Here is a 23,235-nt window from a genome sequence, read left to right on the forward strand (position 1 = left end):
AATCATGCAAACTAAACGATTCGTCTCGCTGCTTTTTATAGGCTTTTTATTTTATCATATCACTAGTGCCCAATCTGTATCTAAAAAGGAAGTAACCTGGCCTAAGATAGAGCGCCAAATGAAACCATGGACGAGGTGGTGGTGGATGGGAAATGCCGTAGATGAAAAGAACCTGAAAATTGTTTTGCAAAAATATGCTGCTGCAGGTTTGGGTGGGGTAGAGATTACGCCGATTTATGGTGCCATGGGTTATGAAAAGCAATATCTGTCGTTCCTTTCGCCCCAATGGATAAATGCATTAAAATACACTGTTAATCAGGTCAATTCGCTCGGAATGGGCGTAGATATGAATACCGGAACAGGCTGGCCCTTTGGTGGTCCGCAGGTAAAGCCAGAAAATGCTGCAACAAAATTAATTGTTCAAGAATATAAATTAACTGCTGGGGAAAAGCTGAATGAGGTAATAAAAGTAAAGGAAACTAAACAGGATTTCGCCAAGTTGCAGGCGGTTATTGCTTACGGGCCAAATGGTGAAACAGCTGATTTATTTGCTACTGTAAATCAGGATGGGAGTTTGAACTGGTCGCCGAAATCTGGTGTTTGGCAAATTTATGCAGCTTTTGCCGGTAAAACCCGACAAATGGTAAAACGTGCCGCTCCTGGCGGTGAGGGGTTTACACTAGATCACCTTGATAAACCTTCGGTAGATGTTTACTTAAAACGCTTTACCGATTCATTTCGGAATAAGCCACAGGGAATAAGGTCATTTTTTAACGATAGTTATGAAGTATATGGCGCTACCTGGACCCCAACTTTTTTCGCTCAATTTAAAAAGAACCGAGGGTATGATTTAGCCACGCATTTGAAAGATTTGGTAAGCAAAGATTCGACGAATGAAAATATTGCTCGTTTAAAGTCCGACTACCGTGAAACCATGGATGAATTGTTGCTGGAAAATTTCACAATAAATTGGACGAACTGGGCACATGCGTTAAAATCATTAACAAAAAACCAATCTCATGGTTCACCAGGCAATTTGCTTGATCTTTATGGTGCTGTTGATATCCCGGAAACCGAAACTTTTGGCTCGAGTGCCTTTGCTATTCCTGGTTTGAGGAGAGATTCTGCTGATATTAGAAACGTCGATCCTGATCCGATGATGAGTAAATTTGCATCGTCAGCAGCGCACACCGGCGGGAAAAAGCTAGTATCTTCTGAAACTTTTACCTGGCTTACCGAGCATTTTAAAACATCATATTCACAATGTAAGCCTGAAGCCGAACAATTGTTCTTATCTGGCGTGAATCATATTTTTTATCACGGTACTACAAATTCTCCTGAAAATGTGCCTTGGCCAGGTTGGCTGTTTTATGCCTCTGTTGAGATGAATCCGAACAACAGTTTATGGCCACATGCTCAGGGATTAAATCATTACATTGCCCGTTGTCAATCCATCTTACAATCGGGTACATCTGATAATGAACTGCTTATTTACTGGCCGGTTTACGATGTTTGGAACAAGGCGAAGGGATTGGATATGGCACTAAAAGTTCACGATGTGGATGAATGGCTCCATCCAAGTGCTTTTTATAAACTAGCTAAAAATCTTTCAAAATCCGGGTATTCGTTCGATTTCGCTTCAGATAGGTTATTGGCGAAAACTAAGGCAGAGAACGGAGTGCTTCGTACTGCAGAAAATGCTTCTCCTTTTAAGGTCTTGATTATCCCTTCTTGTAATTTGATGAGCCCCGAAACTTTGGATAATATCCTACAATTGGCGAACAATGGTGCAACGGTTATTTTTCAGGAATTGCCTAAAGATGTTCCGGGTTTAGCTAACCTTGAAAATAGAAGAGCTAAATTGATGGCGACTTTGTCTAAAATAGTGTTTAAGCCTTCTGCAAACGGCTCACTTAGTTATACAATAGGTGCGGGTAAAGTGCTTTTGTCTGCTGATATTTCCCAAGCGCTTTCGAATCTTGCGATCAATAGAGAAACCTTAACTGATTCTGGTTTGCAATTCATCAGAAGAAAAGTGAATAGCGATACTTATTACTATTTGGTAAACCATACTGCAAAAGATATCGATACCCAGATTCCTATAAACGCAGATGGAAAAGCGATTATTCTCGATCCACAAAGTGGGCTTATCGGCTCCGCTGCAATGCAAGGTAAAAATGTTCGTGTGCAGATTAGATCAGGAGAGGCGCTCTTTCTTAATATGTCCAAAAATCAATCCGATAACATTGCCTGGCATTATCTGAATAAAAGCGGGCAGCCATTTGCCATTACCCAACCATGGTTATTACACTTTACTGCAGGAGGACCAGAGCTTCCCTCAGATCAGAAACTAAATCAATTGGTTTCCTGGACAAAACTGAACGACCCTAAGCTAGATGCTTTCTCTGGAACTGGAGTTTACACGACCAAATTTAATTTGAAATCGAAAACGGCTAAAGAGTATGTATTAAACCTTAATCAGGTTGATGAAAGTGCCCGGGTTTGGATAAATGGACAAGAGGTCGGAATTTTGTGGAGTATTCCGTTTCAGGCCCGAATAGGTAAATACCTGAAGCAGGGAAATAATACGATCAAAATTGAAGTGGTAAATTTAATGGCCAACCGAATCCGTGATATGGATATTAAAAAAATCGAATGGCGAAAATACCATGAAATTAATTTTGTAAACATAAATTATAAAGATTTTGATGCCTCTAACTGGTCATTAATGCCATCTGGATTGATTGGCCCGGTAGTAATCACGCCTTATTTTTGATCGAATTTGATATTTTTTTACTAATAGTTAGATGAATTAGTGCTACTATTCAAACCCCAGTATTCAACTAAATCGATTTATATTAACTTTCGCCATCAGATACTTCATTTATGATAATATTTCATAATAAATGACAGGATGGTACAGGATGGGAATAACTGATAGCCTATTTATCTTTAGTCAAGTTTACTAACCAAATAATCTTTAACCAAATATTTAAAACAACGTTCGTTTAGCGAATCTATGCAATAAACTTCTACGCTCTTTCCGTTTTCATCATTTCATTTTCCGATCCTTCATAGCGTACTGTTTTGCAATTAGTTTTATGGCCGTTGGCATTCAATAAAATTATTATGAGTAAAATTTTACCAAAATTTTTAATCGTCATTTTGACATTTATTGTTATTCTGAGCAGTTGCCGGAAGAAAGAGTTTGATGAATTTTATGGTCGTCCTGAAAATCTAGGCGATCCTATCTATCAACAGCTCCAGGCAAAGGGCACTTTTACCAAATTTTTGGAATGTATAGACAAGGCTGGCTACAAGGAAACCTTAAGTACGGCCGGTTCTTGGACAGTTTTTGCACCAACTGATGAGGCGTTTAAAACTTATCTACAAGAAAATTCGCTTACAGAGATTACTGCAGATTTAGCTTCGAAGATTGTCCGTTATTCAATGATTTATGATGGAGAAAAAACGGAAAAACTGAGTGATTTTTTCTCTGTAAAAGGTTTCATCAAAAATACCGCATTTAGAAGGAGATCTGTTTATTACGATTTCGTTTATGATGAGAAAGACAACAACGGCAATCCTATCAAGGCGATTGCTACCAATAGGAATGGAATTTACTTCGCAGGCGATTTTAACAATAAAAGTATAACCTACTTCTTAGCGCCATTTATGGCTTTCTCTGGTTTATCTGCCGCAGATTATAATTTTTTCTATCCTAATATTGCTTACAATGGCAGTAACGTTGGTCCCGCTCATATTTTAGGCGATCAACAAAATATCATTGCAGAAAACGGCGTCATTCACGTGGTCGACCGCGTTTTAACGCCACCATTAAGCATTGATCAGTATGTTGGATCTAAACCAGAATACAGTACTTTCAAAAGTTTGTTAGATAAATTTGTAACATACGGCTTAAACGCAGACATATCGCATCGCTACGAAGTATTAACCGGGAAAGCAGCCAATGTATATGTGAAGAGTTATAGCACACTATTAGGTTTCTCGCCAAATAACGAAAACTTTTTGAAGGTAGATGCCAATGATGCTCAGCAAGGTTCTTACAGTGTAATTGCACCTACAAATGCTGCTGTTGATGCTTATGCAAAAAACGTATTATTAAAATACTGGAGAAAAAAAGGCGTAAATACTTTGAATGAACTTTATGTTGTTGCGCCAGATTTAATTCGCGATTATGTTAATTCTCATCTTTACAACACTACTTTATGGCCAGCTAAATTTGCCATCACTCAAAATGTTTTGGGTGATATAACCAAGCAAAGCACTACCGATATTATTGATAAACAAGTATTGAGCAATGGATTTTTCTATGGTTCTAATAAAAGCCAGGATGCTAACGTATTCTCTACAATTTATGGCAATGTAAATCTCGATCCTGATTACAATATCATGAAACAGGCATTGTTGTATTTTAATTTAACCATTCCGCTTAAAACACCTTCAATTAGATATGTAATTATTCCGATCCCCGATGTTACTTTGAAGAAAATGGGCTTCTCTTACGAACCATTTTTTGTAAGTCAGCCGATTCGTGGCGATTTGCAGGCGCTAAGACGCATTTTGCAAACACATATTATTCCATTAGGCAACAGGGCAATTCCTGATTTCAGATCTGGGTCTGGTATTTTGGAAACTTCTAATGGCGAATACATCAAATATAACCGCAACACCCTATTATCGGCAGGTACGCAAGATAGCGTAGCGGTTTCTAGACAGACCATCCCTGTTGATTCTATTAACACTACCCCTGTGAACGGTGCTGTAGTTTATGGCAAAGAGGCCTTAACCTATACCGCACTTAATGTTGGTAAACACATCGAAAGATACGGTACATTAGCTACCGACCCATACTATAATTTCTTTCAGTTTTTATTTAATAATGCTACCCTTTATAACAAAACAACTGGTGCCATATCAGGAATAACTGATGGAGTAAGTTATACCGTATTTATTCCAATAAATGAAGCTATTGTTAATGCTGTAAAAGATGGTTTGCTGCCAGGTAATGTGACTACGGGCGTTCCGAATTTCACCGCTACCGATGGTGCTTCTGTTACACTGATCAATAAGTTTATCCAATACCACTTCATCAATAAAAGTACTGTAGTAAGTGATGGCCAAAAAACAGGTGAATTTGAAACGCTTCTCAAAAGTGATTCTGGCGATGCAACAAAAATAAATGTGGTCATGAATACCACTACTACACTTTCATTGCGTGATGTAACCGGTGCAACAGTGAATGTACTATTGGGTGCTAGTGATAGAAGTAACGTACTATCAAATAGAACAGTTATCCACCAGATCAACTCTTATCTAAAATATCAATTCTAACCAACATGACTAAGAAATATACATATAGTATTTTTATTTTACTATGCTGTTTGCTGTTGTCTTCTATCGCATCTGCACAGCAAATCAATTATGTGAAGGGGAAAGTAATCGACAAGAAAGATCGCCAGCCCATTATTGGTGCCTCTGTAACCATTGTAGATAAAGACCGCAGGGTAATGAAAGGCGTTTCCACTGATATTGATGGAAACTATTCACTTCCAGTTAATGATAAAACTTATAGGATCATGGTTTCCTACATTGGCTATAAATCTACGGCACCTATTGCCATTGATAAAGCAGTGATCAATTTTCAATTAGAATCTGCAGACAACCAAATGGAGGAAGTTCAAATTGTATCGCGGGCTAAAACGGATAACGGGAGTGGTATGAGTATCGATAAGCGAGATCAAACCTCGGCAGTAGGTACCATCAATGCAAAAGAATTGGAAGATATGCAAGCTGCATCAATTGATCAGGCTTTGCAAGGAAGGTTAGCGGGTTTAGATATCGCGGCCAGTAGCGGAGATCCAGGTGCACCCATGCAGATCAGGATTCGGGGTACATCGTCAATCAATGGTGCGGTAGATCCTTTAATTGTGGTAGATGGTATGCCTTACGACATCACTATTCCATCTGATTTTAACTTCGCTACATCAGACGAAAATAATTATGGTCAGCTTTTAAACATTGCACCATCTGATATCAAAGACATCAGCGTTTTAAAAGATGCTGCTGCAACCGCGGTTTGGGGTTCGAGAGCTGCAAACGGCGTATTGGTAATTAATACTAAAAGAGGTGTTTTGGGTCCTCCTAGCATTTCGTACAACTTCAAAGGTTCTTATTCAAAGCAGCCAAGTGCGATACCAATGTTAACGGGTAATCAATATTCCTCGTTAATTTTAGAAGAGTTTTACAATGCGGGCAGACAATTTGCTACTTCTGATTTTGCAAAACAGTTTCAGTACGATCGCAACGATCCTTACAATTACTACAATTACAGCAATAACACCAATTGGTTAGAAAGCATTACCAGAATTGGTTATCTACAAGATCATAACTTATCGATCTCGGGTGGTGGTGAGAAAGCAAAATACCGTGCATCAGTCAATTATTTTAATCAAAATGGTACAACTGTTGGAACGAGTTTGGGTCGTTTAAGTGCAAGGGTAAATTTAGATTATACCGTATCAACCAAGATTCGTTTCAGTGCAGATATCGCTTACACCCACATTGATAACAAAAACCTTTATCCAAGTGGATCAAGAGACGCAAATGTGAGAGATGTGGCTTATACCAAAATGCCTAATCAGGCCGTGTATGAGTATGACGAATATGGAAACATTACCTCAAACTACTTTAGTCCGGCTACAACCGCACAGGGAGGCTTTGTATACGATTTTGCAAATTCCCGTGTTTTAGGAACCTATAATCCGTTGGCTATGGCGCTCGCAGCAAGTAATCAGCAATTGGGAGAGCGGATAATTCCTAAATTTAGTTTACAATATCAAATCATCCCTGATAAGTTGAGATTAAATGCAAATTTCCAGGCTGATATCAATAATACAAAAGTTAAAAAGTTTTTACCTCAAGTAGCCACAGGTCGTCCATTCTCTGAAGCTGTAGTGAATTATGCCGGAGATTCTGATGGTGATTCGTTTACTATGGCTACCAATATCACTTTGGCATATACGCCAACATTGGGCAAAAACCACGATTTAATCACTTTTGCCAGATTTGATAGTAACGACAGCAGAAGAACAGGACAAGGAATGTTTGCAACCAATACAGCTTCTTCCTTTTTAGCCGATCCTTCCATTGATGGCAGAACGAATCAAACTGGCTCCGCTTATTCTTCATTTTCGCAAAGCCGTTCTGTTGGTTTATTAGTAAGTGCGCAGTATAAATTCATGGATCGTTATATTGTAAATGGTGGAGTTAGGGGAGATGGAAACTCTAAATTTGGCCCTAATAATCGCTACGGTTTATTTCCATCGGCATCTGTTCTTTGGAGAATTTCTGGAGAGCCATTCATGAAAAACACTACTAAATACATTGATAATTTAGCTTTAAGAGCAAGTTATGGTGTGGTTGGTAATGCTCCACGAAACGATTATTCTTACTTCAATACTTACCAGAATTATGGTTTCAGTTACTTAGGATCGTCGGGTGTATATCCATCTAATATTGAATTATCAGATTTAAGATGGGAAAAAGTAACGCAGTCTAACGTTGGTTTAACGGTGGTTTTATTAAAGAATTCATTAAATATGGATATTGATGTTTACCGCAAACGTACAACTGATTTATTTTATAATGGCATCGCTATTCCTACCTACAATGGTTACTCCGGAGTAGATATGAATGTGGGTACAATGGATAACCAGGGATGGGAATTCAGTTTGTTTTACACGCCAGTCAAATTAAAGAAACTTCGTATTGATGTGAATTTTAACATTTCACACAATGAGAATATGATTCGTGAGATCTCGCCATTGGTGCCTAGAGAAAATAACGCTCGGATAACTACCAATAACGCTTTCAAGGTTTATTTGCAGGAAAATAACCCATTTGGTTCATTCTATGGATTTAAATTTAAAGGTGTTTATGTTGATAAAAATTCAACAATTGCCCTGGATGAAAACGGTAATCAGATCGTAGGTCCGAATGGCCAGCAGATATTTATGCGTTTCGCTTATCCATCTATCGATTATGTTTTCCAGCCAGGCGATGCCATGTATGAAGATATTAATCACGATGGAAATATCGATTATAAAGATATTGTCTATCTAGGTAATGGTAACCCTAATTTAACTGGTGGTTTTGGTACGGCAATCACTTTTAATGGTAACCTGCGCTTAGGTGCCAACTTTACCTACAGAACGGGGTATCAAATCATCAACGGAACAAAAATTAATACCACCAGTATGTACGGTTTTAATAATCAAAGTACAGCAGTGCTACGCAGATGGAGGGCAGAAGGTGATATCACCGATATTCCTCGTGCTACTTATGCAACGGGTTATAACTTTTTAGGATCGGATAGATATGTGGAAGATGGTTCTTATTTGCGTTTGAGAAGTATCACCCTAAAATATGATTTCAGCAAAAATTTATTGAGACGTATCGGGGTAAGGGGTTTAAGTGCCAATATCATGATGGAAAATATCTTAACCTTCACCAAATATACCGGACAAGATCCCGAGGTTCCTGTTAAGTTATCTACCTTTTCAACAGTAGTAGATAACTCTACCACACCTCCGATAAAAACAATCACCCTAGGTTTAACAGCAAACTTTTAATCAGCAAAAAATGAAAAAAATTATATATAGTGCGGCTGTTGTCATGGTGCTGATCATGTCGAGCTCATGTAAAAAATGGTTGGATACACAACCTCGTGATGGCATCACCAGACAAGGTTTTTGGAAAACCAAAGAAGATATTCAGGCTGCAGTAGCCGGTTGCTATGCGTCTTTGCTGGCGCCGCCTCCTGGGGTAAATGAGAGATCTTTAATCGAAAACATTTTTGTTTTTGGTGAGATAAGAGCCGATATGATTGATCCGGGACCTGGAGCCTTAAATGATGAAACTGATATTTTTAATGTAAATATTACGCAAAGCAATTCATTGAGTCGCTGGAATGCATTTTACCGCACCATCAATTTCTGCAACACGGTTATTGATAATGCACCATCGGTTCGTGAAATCGATCCAACGCTTAGTGTAGAACAGCTTAATGCCTATTTAAGTGAAGTGTTAACGTTAAGAAGCCTGATGTATTTCTATCTGGTAAAAAGCTATCGCGATGTGCCTTTAAAATTAACGGCAACCACAAGAGATACCGATTTACAAGATTTGCCTAAAACATCGGCAGCAGCCATTTTAACTCAAGTTGTAAACGACTTAAAAAAAGCGGAAGCTGGGGCAGTTACTACTTTTGGCAATACGGTAACAGATAAAGGCAGGGTGACCAAATTTACTGTAAATTCAGTGTTGGCTGATGTTTACCTGTGGATGGACAATTACGAAGGCTGCATTCAGGAATGTAATAAAGTAATTAATTCGCAACGTTTCGCCTTACAGTCAGCAGCCTCTTCGTGGTACTTCAACGTGTTTTTTAACGGAAGTTCTATCGAAACGGTTTTTGAGTTCAATAATAAGTCGTCCGTTAGCAGTCCTTTGTTTAATGCATTAGGAAGATCTCCTAAAAGATTTTTGGCTAGTTCATACCTGGGTAGTGATGTTTTTATTCCTGATGATGTTGACCCAACCAGGTTTTATGATATTAGAGAAGAAGCCTTTTACCGAGGTTCGGATTTAGCGGTTGTTAAATGGGGAACCGATGCCGTAACATTCATCAACTGGCAGGTTTACCGTATTTCTGATTTGATGCTAATGAAAGCTGAAGCCCTTGCCGAAACCAGCAGAGGTGCAGAGGCACTTGCTTTAATTGAAGAAATTAGGTTAAAAAGAGGAGCCGTTGTAGCCACTTCGCAAACGGTAGATCCTGGCGATAAAGATGCAATATCTGATTATATCTTAGCTGAACGTGCCCGAGAATTTGCATTCGAAGGAAAACGCTGGTACGATCTTCTTCGCATAGCGAAACGCGATAATTACAAACGACTTGATCTTTTATTAATTATAGTGGCTCAAACCGTTAACCCAGCACTACAACAATCAGCAATTACTAAGTTTAGAGACGTTAACAGTCACTATTTTCCAATTCATGAGGCAGAACTTTTTGCTGATCCTCAACTTGTTCAAAATCCATTTTACACCAAATAATAGCATGATGAAAAATAATTTAAATGGCCGCAATGCAATCATCATGATGGTTGTGTTAGCTTTTACATTTGTATTTATAAATGCTTGTAAAAGAGAATCGCTTACTTTAACAACTACAGATGATGTAAATATTACAGGATATCTAGACCGCTATCCTGATCAGTTTTCCATGATGAGACAAATCATGGACCGATCTGCCACAACAGGTTTTTTAGGTGCCTACGGAAAATACACCTTGTTTACGCCAGATAACGTGGCCGTAACGGCATGGCTAAAAGCAAAAGGAAAAGCTGCGGTTGCAGATTTAACGGTAGATGAAGCCAGAGATATGATTAAGTTTCATATTCTGCCTGATACTGTAGCAACGAACCGTTTTACCGATGGCAAGTTACCGCAGATAACATTGTATGGTCAATATCTTCAAACAGGTGCAGTTAACCAAGGCGGGATAAGTAGTTACGTGGTAAACAAGATTGCCAAATTAACAAAGTCGAATATTAGAGTAGGCAATGGAATTATCCATGTGTTAGATCATGTACTTGTACCAGCAACTTTAACATTAGCCAAAAGTGTTGAAGCCAATTCTCGTTACAGCTATTTTACTCAGGCCTTAAAAGAAACAGGGTTTTACGATTCACTAAACATTGATGGCGCTGCAGCGAAAGATACCACACGTCGCTTTCAAACCTTAATTTTAGAGTCAGACTCTGCTTTGAAAGCTGCAGGATATTCGAGCTACGCTAGTTTTAAAAGCAGATATTCAAAAACGGGAGATCCTAAAAATCATGCTGATAGTTTATGGTTATACATGGCTTATCACATTTCTACAGGTCCGTCTTACACACCTGATATCATTAGCTCGCCAGCAATTTATACATTGGCACCTAAAGAGGTGATCACAACCAAATTTTCTGGACAGAAAATTTTGCTGAATGAAGATGAATTTAATGGAGTAGTAGAACCTGGTGTTGAACTAAATAGAACCTTTAGCGATGTAACGGCGTCAAATGGCGTATCGCATGAAGTGAAAAAACCATTTGCAATAAAAGTGAGGGTACAATCTGCCGTTTATTTTGATGTTTCTGATCATGCAGATTTGAGAATTAACCCTAAGTGGAGAGGTGCAGCTGCGGGAACAATACCTCTTAACGCAAACGGCTTAAGCACGGTAAATGGCTTACAGTTTGGAAACGACCTTTCTAAAGTAACTCAGCCAAATAATTATGAAAGGGTAATCGTACCGAATGCAACCCGTAAGTATGCATACAACGATTTTTTCAATCTATCGATGGGAGCAAGTACAGCAAGGCTTCAATACATCGACATCCGCACGCCGATGTTGGTAAAAGGAAAATACAAAATATGGATATGTTATGCTCAAAACGGAAATTCAAACTTATTTCAAGTTGGTGTGGATGTCGGTAGGCCAGGGGAACAAATTCTGCCAAATTTAGTCGATTTTAGACAATACTTGGGTTCTTCCGGTATTAGTGCAACAACGGCCACGCTACCATCAGCAGATGCTTTAATGTTAACTAACGGTTACAAACGTTACATGGCAACAACTGCCGATTTCCAGGGTACAGCAAGGGGAGAAGTTTCTATAAACGGTTCTGGATGGGATCAACTCGTTGGTCGACTTGCGGGCACAGCCGATATTCAAACTACCGACAGGCACTGGGTAAGGTTAACGGTAGTAAGCAACGCCGGTCTTAGTAATGCAACCTATTTGGATATGATTCATTTTATTCCTGTTGATGCCGACCAGAATTATCCACGTTTTTCAACCTTTGGAACAGTGTTTAACCGCCCATAACTTATTAAGCCGGGGTGGCAACACTCCGGCAAACGAATTCTAACCAAAAGAAAATTATCAATGAAAAGAAATATACTTCACACCATATTGCTGCTTAGTACCATTTTTTGGCTAAGTGCATGTAAAGACGTATTGGAAGAGCATACAGAAATTGTGAATGTTGATAACACGATCGACGTTTTTCAGAAACTATCTGCGCAATCTAATTTAAGTAAGTTCAGTGATTTTGTACGCAGTACAGGTTACGACAAACTGTTGGCATCATCTCAAAATTATACGGTTTGGGCACCAACAAACGACGCGTTAAATTCTTTAGATGCTGCAATTTCATCCGATCCGGCAAAGCTAAAAGATTTTGTAGCGAACCACATAGCTTTAACTACTGTGATGGCTCCAAAAACCGCTTCAGATACTTTACGCATTCAGTTGATCAATAAAAAATTCGCTACACTGGTAGGCAACACATTTGAAGAAGCTGCTGTTACAGGTGGTGGTCAATTTGTTAAAAACGGTGCGTTATACACCATTGATAAAGCTGTTCCAACTAAACTTAATGTATGGGAGTACATGTTAAGCAGTGCGGATGCACCACTGCAGACTAACTACATCAGCAATATCTCATCAATGGTTATTGATACCGCTAATGCAGTGATCATTGGTTATAATAATTCGGGTAACCCGATTTTTGCAGCCAATCCACCAATGGTTTCCAGAAATTTGTACTGGACTACCGTGGCCGATCTTCGAACCGAAAATCAACAGTACACGTTTTTTATGCTTCAGGATGCTGCTTTCAATAGTGAAACAGCAAAGCTTACGCCATACTATTCTCTTTTCGATAAACTGGGATTAGTAAGCGACTTCACCGTGAAAGGCTTATATACCGCAGATAAATTGCCTGATACGTTGCTTTCAACACGAGGCGTTAAAATTCCTATCAGTAAAGCTGCAATAGTAAAATCTTACAAAGCAAGTAACGGAATTGTACATGTAATGAGTGCACTTCCTTTTAGACTAAAGGATAAAGTACCTACATTCAAAATTGAGGGAGAACTTCCTTTTAGTTTCAGAATAAACAGGGATGGAAATACGCTATACAGAACTAAATTAGATAATAAGGGAGTTCAATATAAAGATATTGAGGTTTATGACCACAGCGTATCAGAATATTACATCAGGTACTTAAGAAGTAACGTGCCGGTGGCTAAATATAAAGTTTATGCCCGGGCAGTTGCAGGTGCCGCAGGCGATGCACAGGTTGCAGCATTTACACAGCGCTATCATATCTTCAACCCATTAACCTCTACGCCAACAGCTCCTGTTTATGATTTATTCGCCATTCATAATGTAACGCCACTCAATTATGATGAGGTTTACATGGGCGAATTTACGCCTAAGCAATTCGGGTTATTAGATCTCAGGTTAACCAGTGCCGCTAGCACAGCTAAAAATGTAAGTACGCTCATATTGGATTATTTGAGATTTGAACCTATTCTTCCATAATCTGAATTATAAATTGACTATGTATAATTTTACCATCGTAAAAAAAAGAATTTCACTTACACTGTTCGGAATGATGTTTGCTACTGCGGTTTTTGCGCAGACAGATACCACCACAACAGATACAAGTAAGTACAGCACCGATACCACAACGGTTAAAGTGAAAGTTAAAAAGCTTGTCGGACAGAAAATAACCGGCATCGTAGTAGATGGCGCAACCAATAAACCTGTTACCGGTGTAAAATTAACCGTAACAGATTTTTCTGGTGCCCTAACCGATGATAAAGGTCGCTTCGCGATTACTGTTCCAGATTATAATGCAACAATCACCATTAGTAATATTGGTTACCACACCAAGTTGCTGGCTGTTCACAAAGGTAAACTCGCAACGATTAAAATTTACCCGAGCTCTTTTGCTTCCGTGTTTACCGAGGTGGTGTTGCCATCGGGTACCCAAAACCTGGCCAGAACTTCATCAGCTATTTCTTATGCCAATCCGCAAGGTGGCTGGACAGTAAATGCAGAAACGCCTGACAGTTATTTGCAAGGAAGAATGGCAGGGTTAAATTCTATTAGAAGATCAGGAACCCCTGGAATTGGAGCCGATTTATTCGTTAGAGGCTTCACTTCACTTTATGCAACCAATCAGCCTTTGTACGTGGTTGATGGAATGATTTTCGACGCCAATTCTTATGGCTCTTCTTTAACTGCAGGGCACCGCAATAATCCGCTACAGTTTATTGATGTTCACGATATTGAAAGTGTGAGCTTAATTAAAGATGCAGCAGCGGCAGCAGTTTATGGAACCAAAGCTGCCAATGGGGTAATGATTATTACCACCAACCATGCTAAAGATTTGGCTACTCAAATAGATTTTGCGGCCTATAGCAGTATCAACCTGGTGCCAAAAAAACTTTCGGTAATGAATGGAGGTGATTTTAGAACTTATCTTTCTGATATTTTGCAAAGCCGTGGTTTGAGCAATAGTGCTATTGCAGCATTGCCTTACATGAACGATGATCCAAACCAAGCCACCAACCCAACTTATGCCATGTATCACCAAAATACCGATTGGCAAAAAGAAGTTTTCAAACGTAGTTTCAATCAAAACTATTTTCTTAAAGTAAGTGGTGGTGATAACATCGCTAAATATGCACTTTCTGCAGGTTACTCGAAAAATAAAAGTGTTATCGATTCAACGAATAACACAAACTATCACATGCGCTTCAACAGTGATTTAAATTTAACGAAGAAGCTTCAGGCAAGTACAAATTTATCTTTTAGCTATACGGAGCAAAGCTTAAAAGACCAGGGGATTGCTCCACGTACCAACCCAATATTTTTATCGTTGGTAAAAGCACCTTTTCTTGCCAAAAATGAAATTAGTGCTACCGGCGCAGTTTCTCCAAATCTTGCAGAGGCGGATACACTAGGGGTAAGTAATCCCAGAGCATTAATAGAAAAGGGATTGAATCAGAAGAAAGCTTACCGTTTCTTTGGTAACATCGTGTTCAACTATGAATTCAATAAAAATTTCAAAATATCTAATTTAACCGGCCTAACGTACGATAAAACACAGGAAACTTTGTTTATCCCTCGTAAAGGCGTAACAAATGAGGTGTTAGAAAATACCATCGGCGATAGCAAGTTGGGTTCTCAAGTAATTCGTTATTCAAACGTTTTTAATGATTTTCGCTTCGCATTCAACAAAACATTCGCCAAAGATCACAACTTAAAAATGAGTTTGGGTACGCGTTATTCAAAAAATTCTAGCGAACAGGATTTTGCCATAGGTTACAATTCTGCAACTGATGTGTTGATTAGTATTGGCAACAGTAATGCTGCCCTACGATTTTTTGGTGGAGACATAGGCAATTGGAGTTCTCTAAATACCTACTTCACTACAGATTACAGTTATAAAGACAAGTACTTTTTAAGTCTGGCTGTAGCGGCAGATGCCTCATCACGTTTTGGTAGAAGTGATGGTACCACATCAGCAAGTAAAAGTGGTTATGGATTAAATTTATTTGGTGGCAAAACGGCTCTTTTACCGGCGTTAAGCGGTGCCTGGATTGTATCATCAGAAGATTTTATGCAAGGTTATAAAGGTGTAGATCTACTGAAACTTCGGGCTAGTTATGGCATTGTAGGGAATGATGATATCGGAAACTATAATAACAGACAATATTATGTTTCGCAAAATTTATTGGGTCTCCAAGGTGTGGTTCGCGGCAATGTGGCCAATCCAAATATCCAGTGGGAACGTGTAGCCAAGTTTAATGTTGGCGTAGATGGTTCCTTTTTTAATGAGCGTTTAAGCATGAGTTTGGATTATTATGTACATACCACCAGTAAAATGCTAAATTATATTCCGGTTACTTCAATTGCTGGTGTAGATTCTTACGTTGATAATCAAGGAGGTATGCAAACCAATGGCTTTGATTTTGGTTTGAATGCCCGTGTAGTAAACAAAAAAATAAAATGGGATTTAGGCATTAATCTAGGCCTATACAGAAATAAAATTCAAAGTTTATCCAATGGAAACGATATCGTTACCAGTTATGCAAACGGCACATACTTAACAAGAGTTGGCGAAACAGCTAATTTATTTTACGGTCAGCGCACCAATGGTGTTTACGCTACGGATGCCGAAGCTACAGCTTCAGGATTATCTATTGTAAATAGTGCAGGGGTAACCGAACCCTTTAAAGGTGGCGATATGAGGTTTATCGATACCAATGGCGATAAAATCATCAACGGAGCTGATCGAGTAGTGATTGGAAATCCAAATCCAGATCTTTTTGGAAGTTTCAATAATACCGTTGGATACAAAAACTGGACACTGGATGTATTGGTTTCTTTCGTATTAGGAAGTGACCTTTACAACTACACACGCTCTGTGCTCGAATCGGGAAATGCTTATTACAACCAATCAGAAATTATGAGAAACCGTTGGAGAGGCGAGGGGCAGATTACCAATGTACCTAAAGCCAGCTTTGGCGATCCGATGGGCAATGCTCAGTTTTCTGATCGTTGGATTGAAGATGGTTCGTACCTGCGTTTACGTTCGGTAAATTTAACCTACAACGTGCCTTTAAAAACGAAAGCGATTAAATATGCTAGAATTTATGCCACCGGAAATAATTTACTTACCCTAACCAAATACCTGGGCTACGATCCTGAGTTTAGCGCTACTGGAAGTATTTTCACTCAAGGTGTAGATACCACTTTAGAGCCACAGTTCAGATCGGTTCAATTGGGTGTTAGAATTGGTTTATAATTGATAATTGATAAAAAGATGAAGATGGATTTTAATAAAAAAGTTATTGCCCTTTTAGCAGTAGCCCTGCTTGCAACAGGTTCATGGTCTTGCAAAAAAATAATAGATGAAGAGCCAGAAGCGACGCTTGATATATCAAATGCTTACCGAAATTCTACTGACGCCGATGCCGCAGTGATCGGTATTTACGGTCAGTTCCTGGGTTTACAAAAAACATATATCCTTCAAAATGAGTTGAGAGCTGATTTGGTAAACGTTACAGCAAATGCCGATCCTTATTTAAAACAACTGGCTAACCACAGCGTTACTAAAGATAATCCTTACATAGATCCGAGGCCATATTACAAAGTAATTTTAAACTGTAATGACGCTTTGAAGAATTTCCAATTGATGCGGGACGACTTCCGCATGAGTGTGGATGATTACAACAAACACTACTCTGATATTGGCGCATTAAGGAGCTGGATTTATCTGCAGTTGGGGATTCAATATGGTAGCGTTCCCTATATTACAAATCCGGTAGAGAATGTAGAGGATATTAAAAACCTGTCGGCATATCCACGTATTTCTTTTGAGGAGCTTTTAACAAAACTTATTGATTTTACTGAGAAATTACCTTACAAGGAAGTGTACGCTTACCCAACAGGAAATCCATTGGTGATTACAATAGATGGAAACAATACACAAAAGATATTTATTTGTAAACCATTTGTACTTGGTGATTTATATTTGTGGAGCAATAACTATTTAAAAGCAGCAGAGAATTATAGTAAGATATTGAACGTTGAAAACAACAATACTAATATTAACATTGCTTTTGACTCCTATAAAGTAGTTTATTATGGAAATTCTGCCTACAATGATCAGGCCGTACGCTATGCGAAATATCAAGACGAAAGTACTTTGCTGTATGATCAAGGCTGGAAAAGCATGTTTAGTGCTCAGAACACCAATAACGTATGGAATTCAGAGTTTTTCTGGGGTATTCCTTACAGTTCGAGTTTCAAGCCGGGTAATCCGATGATCGAGTTGTGTTCTCCAGTATATGGTAAATACCTGATAAAACCGTCAAAAGCCGCTATCGATAATTGGAATGCGCAAAGACAGAACAGTGGTATTCCTTACGATGCGAGAGGTAGACTATCTTATGAAACTACTGCTTCGGGACCGGCCATTACTAAGTTAACAGATAATGTTATCCCAGTTACAAACCTAAACAAAGGAGGTAAATGGGGTATTTATCGTGCTGGATTATTGCATTTACGTTATTCGGAAGCGGCTAATCGTGATGGTAAGAGCAAATTGGGTTGGGCATTATTAAACATCGGTATTGCCAATACTTTTTACACCGGTACACGTTCATCAGCTGGAGCACCTACGCCAGTGTCATTTGATGAAATCAATACCATGCAAACGCCTTATCCGGCACCGTACTATCTGGATGCCAGAAATAATAATGATTATAAAAGCCCATGGTACCGTAATACAGGTATTCGTAACCGGGCTGGCCTAACTCCGCTTGATGCAAGTTTGCAAACCGATATGATTGGTTTAGAAGGAAAGCTGATTGATGAAGGTGCTTTAGAATTGGCTTTCGAAGGCAATCGCTGGCCAGATTTAGTGCGCATAGCCCGACGCCAAAATAACCCTGCTTTTTTAGCGGAAAGGGTTTACCAAAAGCTTTTAAAAGATGGAGATCCAGCAGCTAGTGCAGCTAGAGCAAAGTTGCTAAACCCTGAAAATTGGTATTTACCATTTGAATGGAAATAAACACGAAGATTCAATCTAAAAACCTTCATCAGCAATGAAGGTTTTTAGATTGAAAATTTTTTATATAAATAATATATTTATTAGTAAAAAATAACTTAGATTTGTCTAACGTTTTAAATTGGCTTTGAAGGAAGTGAAATTCTGAAAATAAGCAAGGCTCTTTAACCAAATATTCATCAAAAGCAAACCAACAGCACTCATCTGGTTTCGATTTTTAAATATGAATTTCTGGAAATAAAGAGCATAACTGCATCACGTTATATACAAGATAATTTCAGTCGTAGAGGCTGCAAACATAAAAAATTACCTGACTCATAACAGGTATATATTTGGTTAGAAAAGGGGACAGTTCCGGATGGATTGTCCTTTTCTGTTTTTAAAGGTTTTATAAAAAAAAAATCTATCCCCCTGCTAATTATCCAACTGCTTTTAAATGAAAGCTTTGTGTTTTTATTAAGAATATTTATCTTTAACATTAATCCAAAATGATATGAGAAATAATTTTCTAGCCTTTGTAATGATTTGTTGCTTCTTTTCCTGTAAAAAAGACAACAATGAAACTACTACCGAAACAATAAAAGGAAAATGGTCAACCGGCGGCTACGATATCATCCTCTACAATTCATCGGGAGAAGTGGTTAGCCATTCCGTTGCAGACGCCATTAAAACTTATTGGACCTTTGATCAAAGTCAAATTAAATTATTCAACGATGTCAATGCCGATGTTAGAACATCAAATTATAAAGTGCTCAATACGGTGGGTACAAGATCGCTTATCATTGAAAATGCTGCCATTGCCACCTTCAATAACTGGATAGTTGATGAGAAGTCGAGCAATGTGATGGTCATTTCCGCACAAATTAATGATAAGGCCCAACTCATTTATGGAAAAAATCAGGTAGCTGCCAAGGGTGTAAAGACTATATATTTAAGCAGAGAACCATAGTTAGGGCACAAGTCGTTTAGCCTAGGTTTCGCATTCTTCAAATGGCAGGATACTACAGGACGCAATTCGTTGCCCATTTATTGATATTTGAAATGGGTCGATTTAATGTTGATCCCTAACCAAATATGAAATATTTAATAGCCGTTATCCTTCTCATCACTGCATTAAAGCTTAATGCGCAAGAATACGACATCACTAAGTTTGGCGTAAAAGCAGATAGCAACATCGTTCAAACCAAAGCCATACAAAAAGTAATCGATCGAGCGGCCTCAGGAGGTGGAGGAAAGATTGTGATACCTAAAGGCACTTTCTTGACTGGTGCTTTGTTTTTCAAAAAGAAAACAAAATTGGTTTTAAAAGAAGGTGCGGTACTAAAAGGGTCAGATGATATTAATAATTATCCATTTATTCCATCGAGAATGGAAGGGAGAAGCCTGAAATATTTTGCGGCAGTTGTAAATGCGTATCAAGTGAACGATTTCAGTATCGAAGGACCTGGAACTATTAATGGCAATGGATTAAAATTTTGGAAAACTTTTTGGTCGCATCGCGATTCGCTTCGCAAAATTGGAAAGGAAAGTACCAATTTGGAAGTGAGCAGGCCTAGATTAATTTTTATTTGGGGAAGTGACAACGTCAAAATTCAAAATATTAAACTTCGCAATGCCGGCTTTTGGACAACACATTTCTACAAATGCAATAACATTTTGGTAGAAAATACTGATATCCGATCGCCATATCAACCCGTTCCTGCGCCAAGCACCGATGGAATTGATTTGGATGTATGCAAAAACGTGGTCATCAGAAATTGCTATATCTCTGTAAATGATGATGCTATTGCTATCAAAGGAGGTAAAGGACCAACCGCTCATCAGCTGCCAGAAAACGGAACGGTAGAAGATGTATTAATTGAAAACTGCACTTTTGGAAACTCACATGCGGTGCTTACCTTGGGCAGTGAATGTGTACATGCCAACAACATTACCCTCCGCAACTGCGTAATGGAAAATAATTGTCCGATTTTGAACTTGAAGATGAGAGGCGATACTTTTCAAATTTATGAAAACATTACCATTGACAATATAACCGGCAAATGCGGTTCGGTAATTAGCCTCAATCCCTGGAAGCAGTTCTTTGATTTAGCAGGCAGCACTGAACAACCTTTTGGCACCATTAGGAATATCAAAATGAGCAATATTAAAGTAGAAGCCAATAAATTTGGTGAAATGAACGGCAATCCCCTGGACAAACTTTCTGGTTTTGCCTTTCAAAATTTGCAGATCACTACTAAAAATTCAGTACTTAAAACTAAGTATGATGATGTTAAATACGAAAATGTTATTGTGAATGGTGAACCATTGGTGGTGAAAAAGTAATTGTTTTTGTTTTAATATTTGATAATCTATAGTTTATAAATTTTTATTTGATCCAAAACAACGTTCTCATCCAACGCTTTAATGGTAATGGAATGGTTGCGTTGTTTATTGTCCAACCTGGTAAGAATTATACGTTTGGCTTGATTGGTTAAAACATTGATTTTCCATTCTTCATTTCGGTCGCTGGTATGGTAATCCACAATTTTTGGAACCTGGTCATCAATTCTGATTTCAAACCGAATCAATTTTCCTTCGACCGGTAAATTCGGAGCAAGTGCTACTTCCACCCTTATCGAATCCGTTGCAGGGCTATTAAATTCATAAACTGCGTGATCTCCTTTTTTGATAGATACCGCTCCACCTTGGTAACCTAAGCCATGTGATACAGGTTTTGTACCTTCAAATTTTACGAATTGATTTCCATTGAATGTTGCAAAAGGGGCTTGGAAGGTTTTAAGCGGAGTCGCCGACCTTACTTGCGGTAATTTTTGAAAAACTGCAAGATTTCTGGGTTTGAAATCCATCATGTTTTTCCATTTTCCATTCGCCAAAGTCGTATACTTAGTCGTGAGTTTTCCAATGGAATCATAAGCTGCATCGCTTTGCGACCAATTCGCACGACCATGTCTGGCAAGTTGCGCATATAGCAGCTTTTTGTTTATCTCGGCTGCTCCACGTACGGGATATTCAATCAATTCAAACCAGGAATTTTGCTTGTCGGCTGGTATAGCTTTAGAAAGCTGGACTACTTTTTCGGCAATTCTATCATAATCCGCGATACGGTTTTTTATTTCCTGCTCGCTCCAGGGTAAATCTGCAACTTCTTTAAATTTCGGGTCGGTTTCCTCAGTTCGCGTGTTGCCCATAAATTCGGGTTTTCGGATATAGGCCAAACGATAGTATTCATTCATCACGGCTAGCAAATCAGCAGCATATTGCTGGCCAAACTCTCTTGTAAGCCATGTTTTTAAATGTTGATCCAATCCTTTTTTGTTATCTTCAATCGAATCGATATTCCAAGCCATGTCCAAAAACAGTTCGGTTAAATATTCCCCCGGCTTGATATCACCAACGTTTAGGATCCACATGTCTTTAGCACCTTTATCATAAGCGAGCTTCATTTGCGTGTAAATTTGCGCAGGATGATTGGTAGACAGCCAAAGGTAATCATGCGGGCGACCCCAGTAAGAAATGTGATAGTAAATCCCATTTCCGCCTTTGCGGTTCCGCTCTGCTTCGGTAGGGAAGTGGCGGATATAGCCATAATTATCATCTGTCCACATCAAAGTCACATCATCAGGCACTTTAAGGCCCATGTTATACACATCCAAAACCTCTTTGTAAGGAATAAAAACCTGAGGAACTTTAGTCAAATCAGGATTTAAATTCTCACTGATCATGCTACGTTGATCTTTAATTATCGAGGTGATGGCATCAAATTGTTCCTTTAAAGTATTTGCCCCTTGCATTTTTCCATCGTGAACCCCTCTAATTCCTAAGGTGTAAATGTTGTCAGAGTTTTTAAGGTCCTTCACTCGGGTTTCCCAAAAGCGCAATACATTTTCACGGTTATTTACATAGTCATAATTGCCTTTACCATCAATTTTCCATTCTGTATTGGCACTCCGCATCATCGGTTCACAATGTGATGAACCAACAACAATTCCATATTTATCAGCCATTTCCCTATTGCCAGGCGTTTGAAAGAAAGCTACAGAAACTTCGTGCATGGCTGGCCAAAAAGCATTTGCTCTTAAACGCAACAGCAATTCAAAAATTCGGGCATGTGTTTTTGGCCCTATTTGCCCTTTAATTTTCGAAGGTTCGAAAGTGCGGGAACTCCAGGGCATCAAACCAAAATCTTCATCGTTGATAAATATGCCGCGATATGCTACCGATGGATGTTCCAATAATCGAAACCCATTTTTAAAGCTTAGTGAATTTTTACTGGCGATGGCCGCATCTGCCCACCATTCCCAAGGTGAAACGCCGATGCGACGAGATAATTCGAGTATGCCATAGGCGGTACCTCTTTTGTCGCTACCTAGGATGTACATTTTATCATTTTCTACCCATAAAGCATAACCTTCAGGATGAATTTTCAGCTTTGCCAAAGAAGCCTGATCAATTTGTTTTTCTGCAAGGGAATGATTTCCAAGGGTGCCGACTATAATCTGAGCGTTTGAACCTTTCGATAAATTTGCATTAAAAACGGCCGTGAAATCTCTGGAAAAAATATCAACTGCCGTTTGTACTACATCTGCTTCTCCGCCAGGCAATGAAATTTCCATATTCTTCTCTTTGCGAAAGATAAAGTCGGCAAATAGGAGCTGGGGTACTGCAAAGAAAACAATCAGCAGAAGTAGTAGTTTAAAATTCATCTATTCTTTTATTTGATAATCATTTT

At 38.7% G+C, this 23,235-nt stretch carries 11 protein-coding genes; 10 read left to right on the forward strand and 1 reads right to left on the reverse strand.

Annotation, left to right across the window (positions count from 1 at the left end):
- Positions 1-4 precede the first annotated feature (4 nt).
- The 10 genes from AC3ITD_RS06835 to AC3ITD_RS06880 all read left to right on the forward strand — a co-directional run bounded on the left by AC3ITD_RS06835 (position 5) and on the right by AC3ITD_RS06880 (position 20,828).
- Positions 5-2,776: a glycosyl hydrolase gene (locus AC3ITD_RS06835; protein ID WP_489365198.1), complete on the forward strand. Its 2,772-nt coding sequence runs from the start codon at positions 5-7 to the stop codon at positions 2,774-2,776.
- A 353-nt stretch (positions 2,777-3,129) separates the two neighbouring features.
- A complete protein-coding gene (locus tag AC3ITD_RS06840) occupies positions 3,130-5,355 on the forward strand; it encodes a fasciclin domain-containing protein (protein ID WP_489365200.1) in 2,226 nt (741 codons plus the stop codon).
- Positions 5,356-5,360: 5 nt separating this feature from the next.
- Positions 5,361-8,654: a SusC/RagA family TonB-linked outer membrane protein gene (locus AC3ITD_RS06845; RefSeq protein WP_489365202.1), complete on the forward strand. Its 3,294-nt coding sequence runs from the start codon at positions 5,361-5,363 to the stop codon at positions 8,652-8,654.
- A gap of 10 nt (positions 8,655-8,664) precedes the next feature.
- A complete protein-coding gene (locus AC3ITD_RS06850) occupies positions 8,665-10,140 on the forward strand; it encodes a RagB/SusD family nutrient uptake outer membrane protein (protein WP_489365204.1) in 1,476 nt (491 codons plus the stop codon).
- A gap of 4 nt (positions 10,141-10,144) precedes the next feature.
- Positions 10,145-11,956, forward strand: a complete 1,812-nt coding sequence (locus tag AC3ITD_RS06855) for a fasciclin domain-containing protein (RefSeq protein ID WP_489365206.1) — start codon at positions 10,145-10,147, stop codon at positions 11,954-11,956.
- A gap of 60 nt (positions 11,957-12,016) precedes the next feature.
- A complete protein-coding gene (locus AC3ITD_RS06860) occupies positions 12,017-13,459 on the forward strand; it encodes a fasciclin domain-containing protein (RefSeq protein WP_489365208.1) in 1,443 nt (480 codons plus the stop codon).
- Between the two features lie 19 nt (positions 13,460-13,478).
- Entirely contained in the window at positions 13,479-16,736 is a 3,258-nt protein-coding gene (locus AC3ITD_RS06865) for a SusC/RagA family TonB-linked outer membrane protein (RefSeq protein WP_489365210.1), read from the forward strand.
- Between the two features lie 24 nt (positions 16,737-16,760).
- Positions 16,761-18,506 carry a RagB/SusD family nutrient uptake outer membrane protein gene (locus tag AC3ITD_RS06870; protein WP_489365212.1) on the forward strand — a complete coding sequence of 582 codons (1,746 nt, stop codon included), beginning with the start codon at positions 16,761-16,763 and terminating at the stop codon, positions 18,504-18,506.
- Positions 18,507-18,996: 490 nt separating this feature from the next.
- On the forward strand, positions 18,997-19,452 hold the full coding sequence (locus tag AC3ITD_RS06875; protein ID WP_489365214.1) for a hypothetical protein: 456 nt from the start codon (positions 18,997-18,999) through the stop codon (positions 19,450-19,452).
- 125 nt (positions 19,453-19,577) lie between these two features.
- Positions 19,578-20,828, forward strand: coding sequence for a glycoside hydrolase family 28 protein (locus AC3ITD_RS06880; protein WP_489365216.1), 1,251 nt, complete (start codon positions 19,578-19,580; stop codon positions 20,826-20,828).
- Positions 20,829-20,854: 26 nt separating this feature from the next.
- Here the strand turns inward: AC3ITD_RS06880 and AC3ITD_RS06885 are convergent, their stop codons facing one another.
- On the reverse strand, positions 20,855-23,209 hold the full coding sequence (locus tag AC3ITD_RS06885) for a glycosyl hydrolase 115 family protein (protein WP_489365218.1): 2,355 nt from the start codon (positions 23,207-23,209) through the stop codon (positions 20,855-20,857).
- Positions 23,210-23,235 lie beyond the last annotated feature (26 nt).

The sequence above is a fragment of the Pedobacter sp. KH_004 genome, from assembly GCF_057840755.1.

Excerpts from the sequence above, each read along its gene's own strand:
- AC3ITD_RS06835 (WP_489365198.1), top strand. The coding sequence starts at position 5 with ATGCAAACTAAACGATTCGTCTCGCTGCTTTTTATAGGCTTTTTATTT.
- AC3ITD_RS06840 (WP_489365200.1), top strand. The coding sequence starts at position 3,130 with ATGAGTAAAATTTTACCAAAATTTTTAATCGTCATTTTGACATTTATT.
- AC3ITD_RS06845 (WP_489365202.1), top strand. The coding sequence starts at position 5,361 with ATGACTAAGAAATATACATATAGTATTTTTATTTTACTATGCTGTTTG.
- AC3ITD_RS06850 (WP_489365204.1), top strand. The coding sequence starts at position 8,665 with ATGAAAAAAATTATATATAGTGCGGCTGTTGTCATGGTGCTGATCATG.
- AC3ITD_RS06855 (WP_489365206.1), top strand. The coding sequence starts at position 10,145 with ATGATGAAAAATAATTTAAATGGCCGCAATGCAATCATCATGATGGTT.
- AC3ITD_RS06860 (WP_489365208.1), top strand. The coding sequence starts at position 12,017 with ATGAAAAGAAATATACTTCACACCATATTGCTGCTTAGTACCATTTTT.
- AC3ITD_RS06865 (WP_489365210.1), top strand. The coding sequence starts at position 13,479 with ATGTATAATTTTACCATCGTAAAAAAAAGAATTTCACTTACACTGTTC.
- AC3ITD_RS06870 (WP_489365212.1), top strand. The coding sequence starts at position 16,761 with ATGGATTTTAATAAAAAAGTTATTGCCCTTTTAGCAGTAGCCCTGCTT.
- AC3ITD_RS06875 (WP_489365214.1), top strand. The coding sequence starts at position 18,997 with ATGAGAAATAATTTTCTAGCCTTTGTAATGATTTGTTGCTTCTTTTCC.
- AC3ITD_RS06880 (WP_489365216.1), top strand. The coding sequence starts at position 19,578 with ATGAAATATTTAATAGCCGTTATCCTTCTCATCACTGCATTAAAGCTT.
- AC3ITD_RS06885 (WP_489365218.1), bottom strand. The coding sequence starts at position 23,209 with ATGAATTTTAAACTACTACTTCTGCTGATTGTTTTCTTTGCAGTACCC.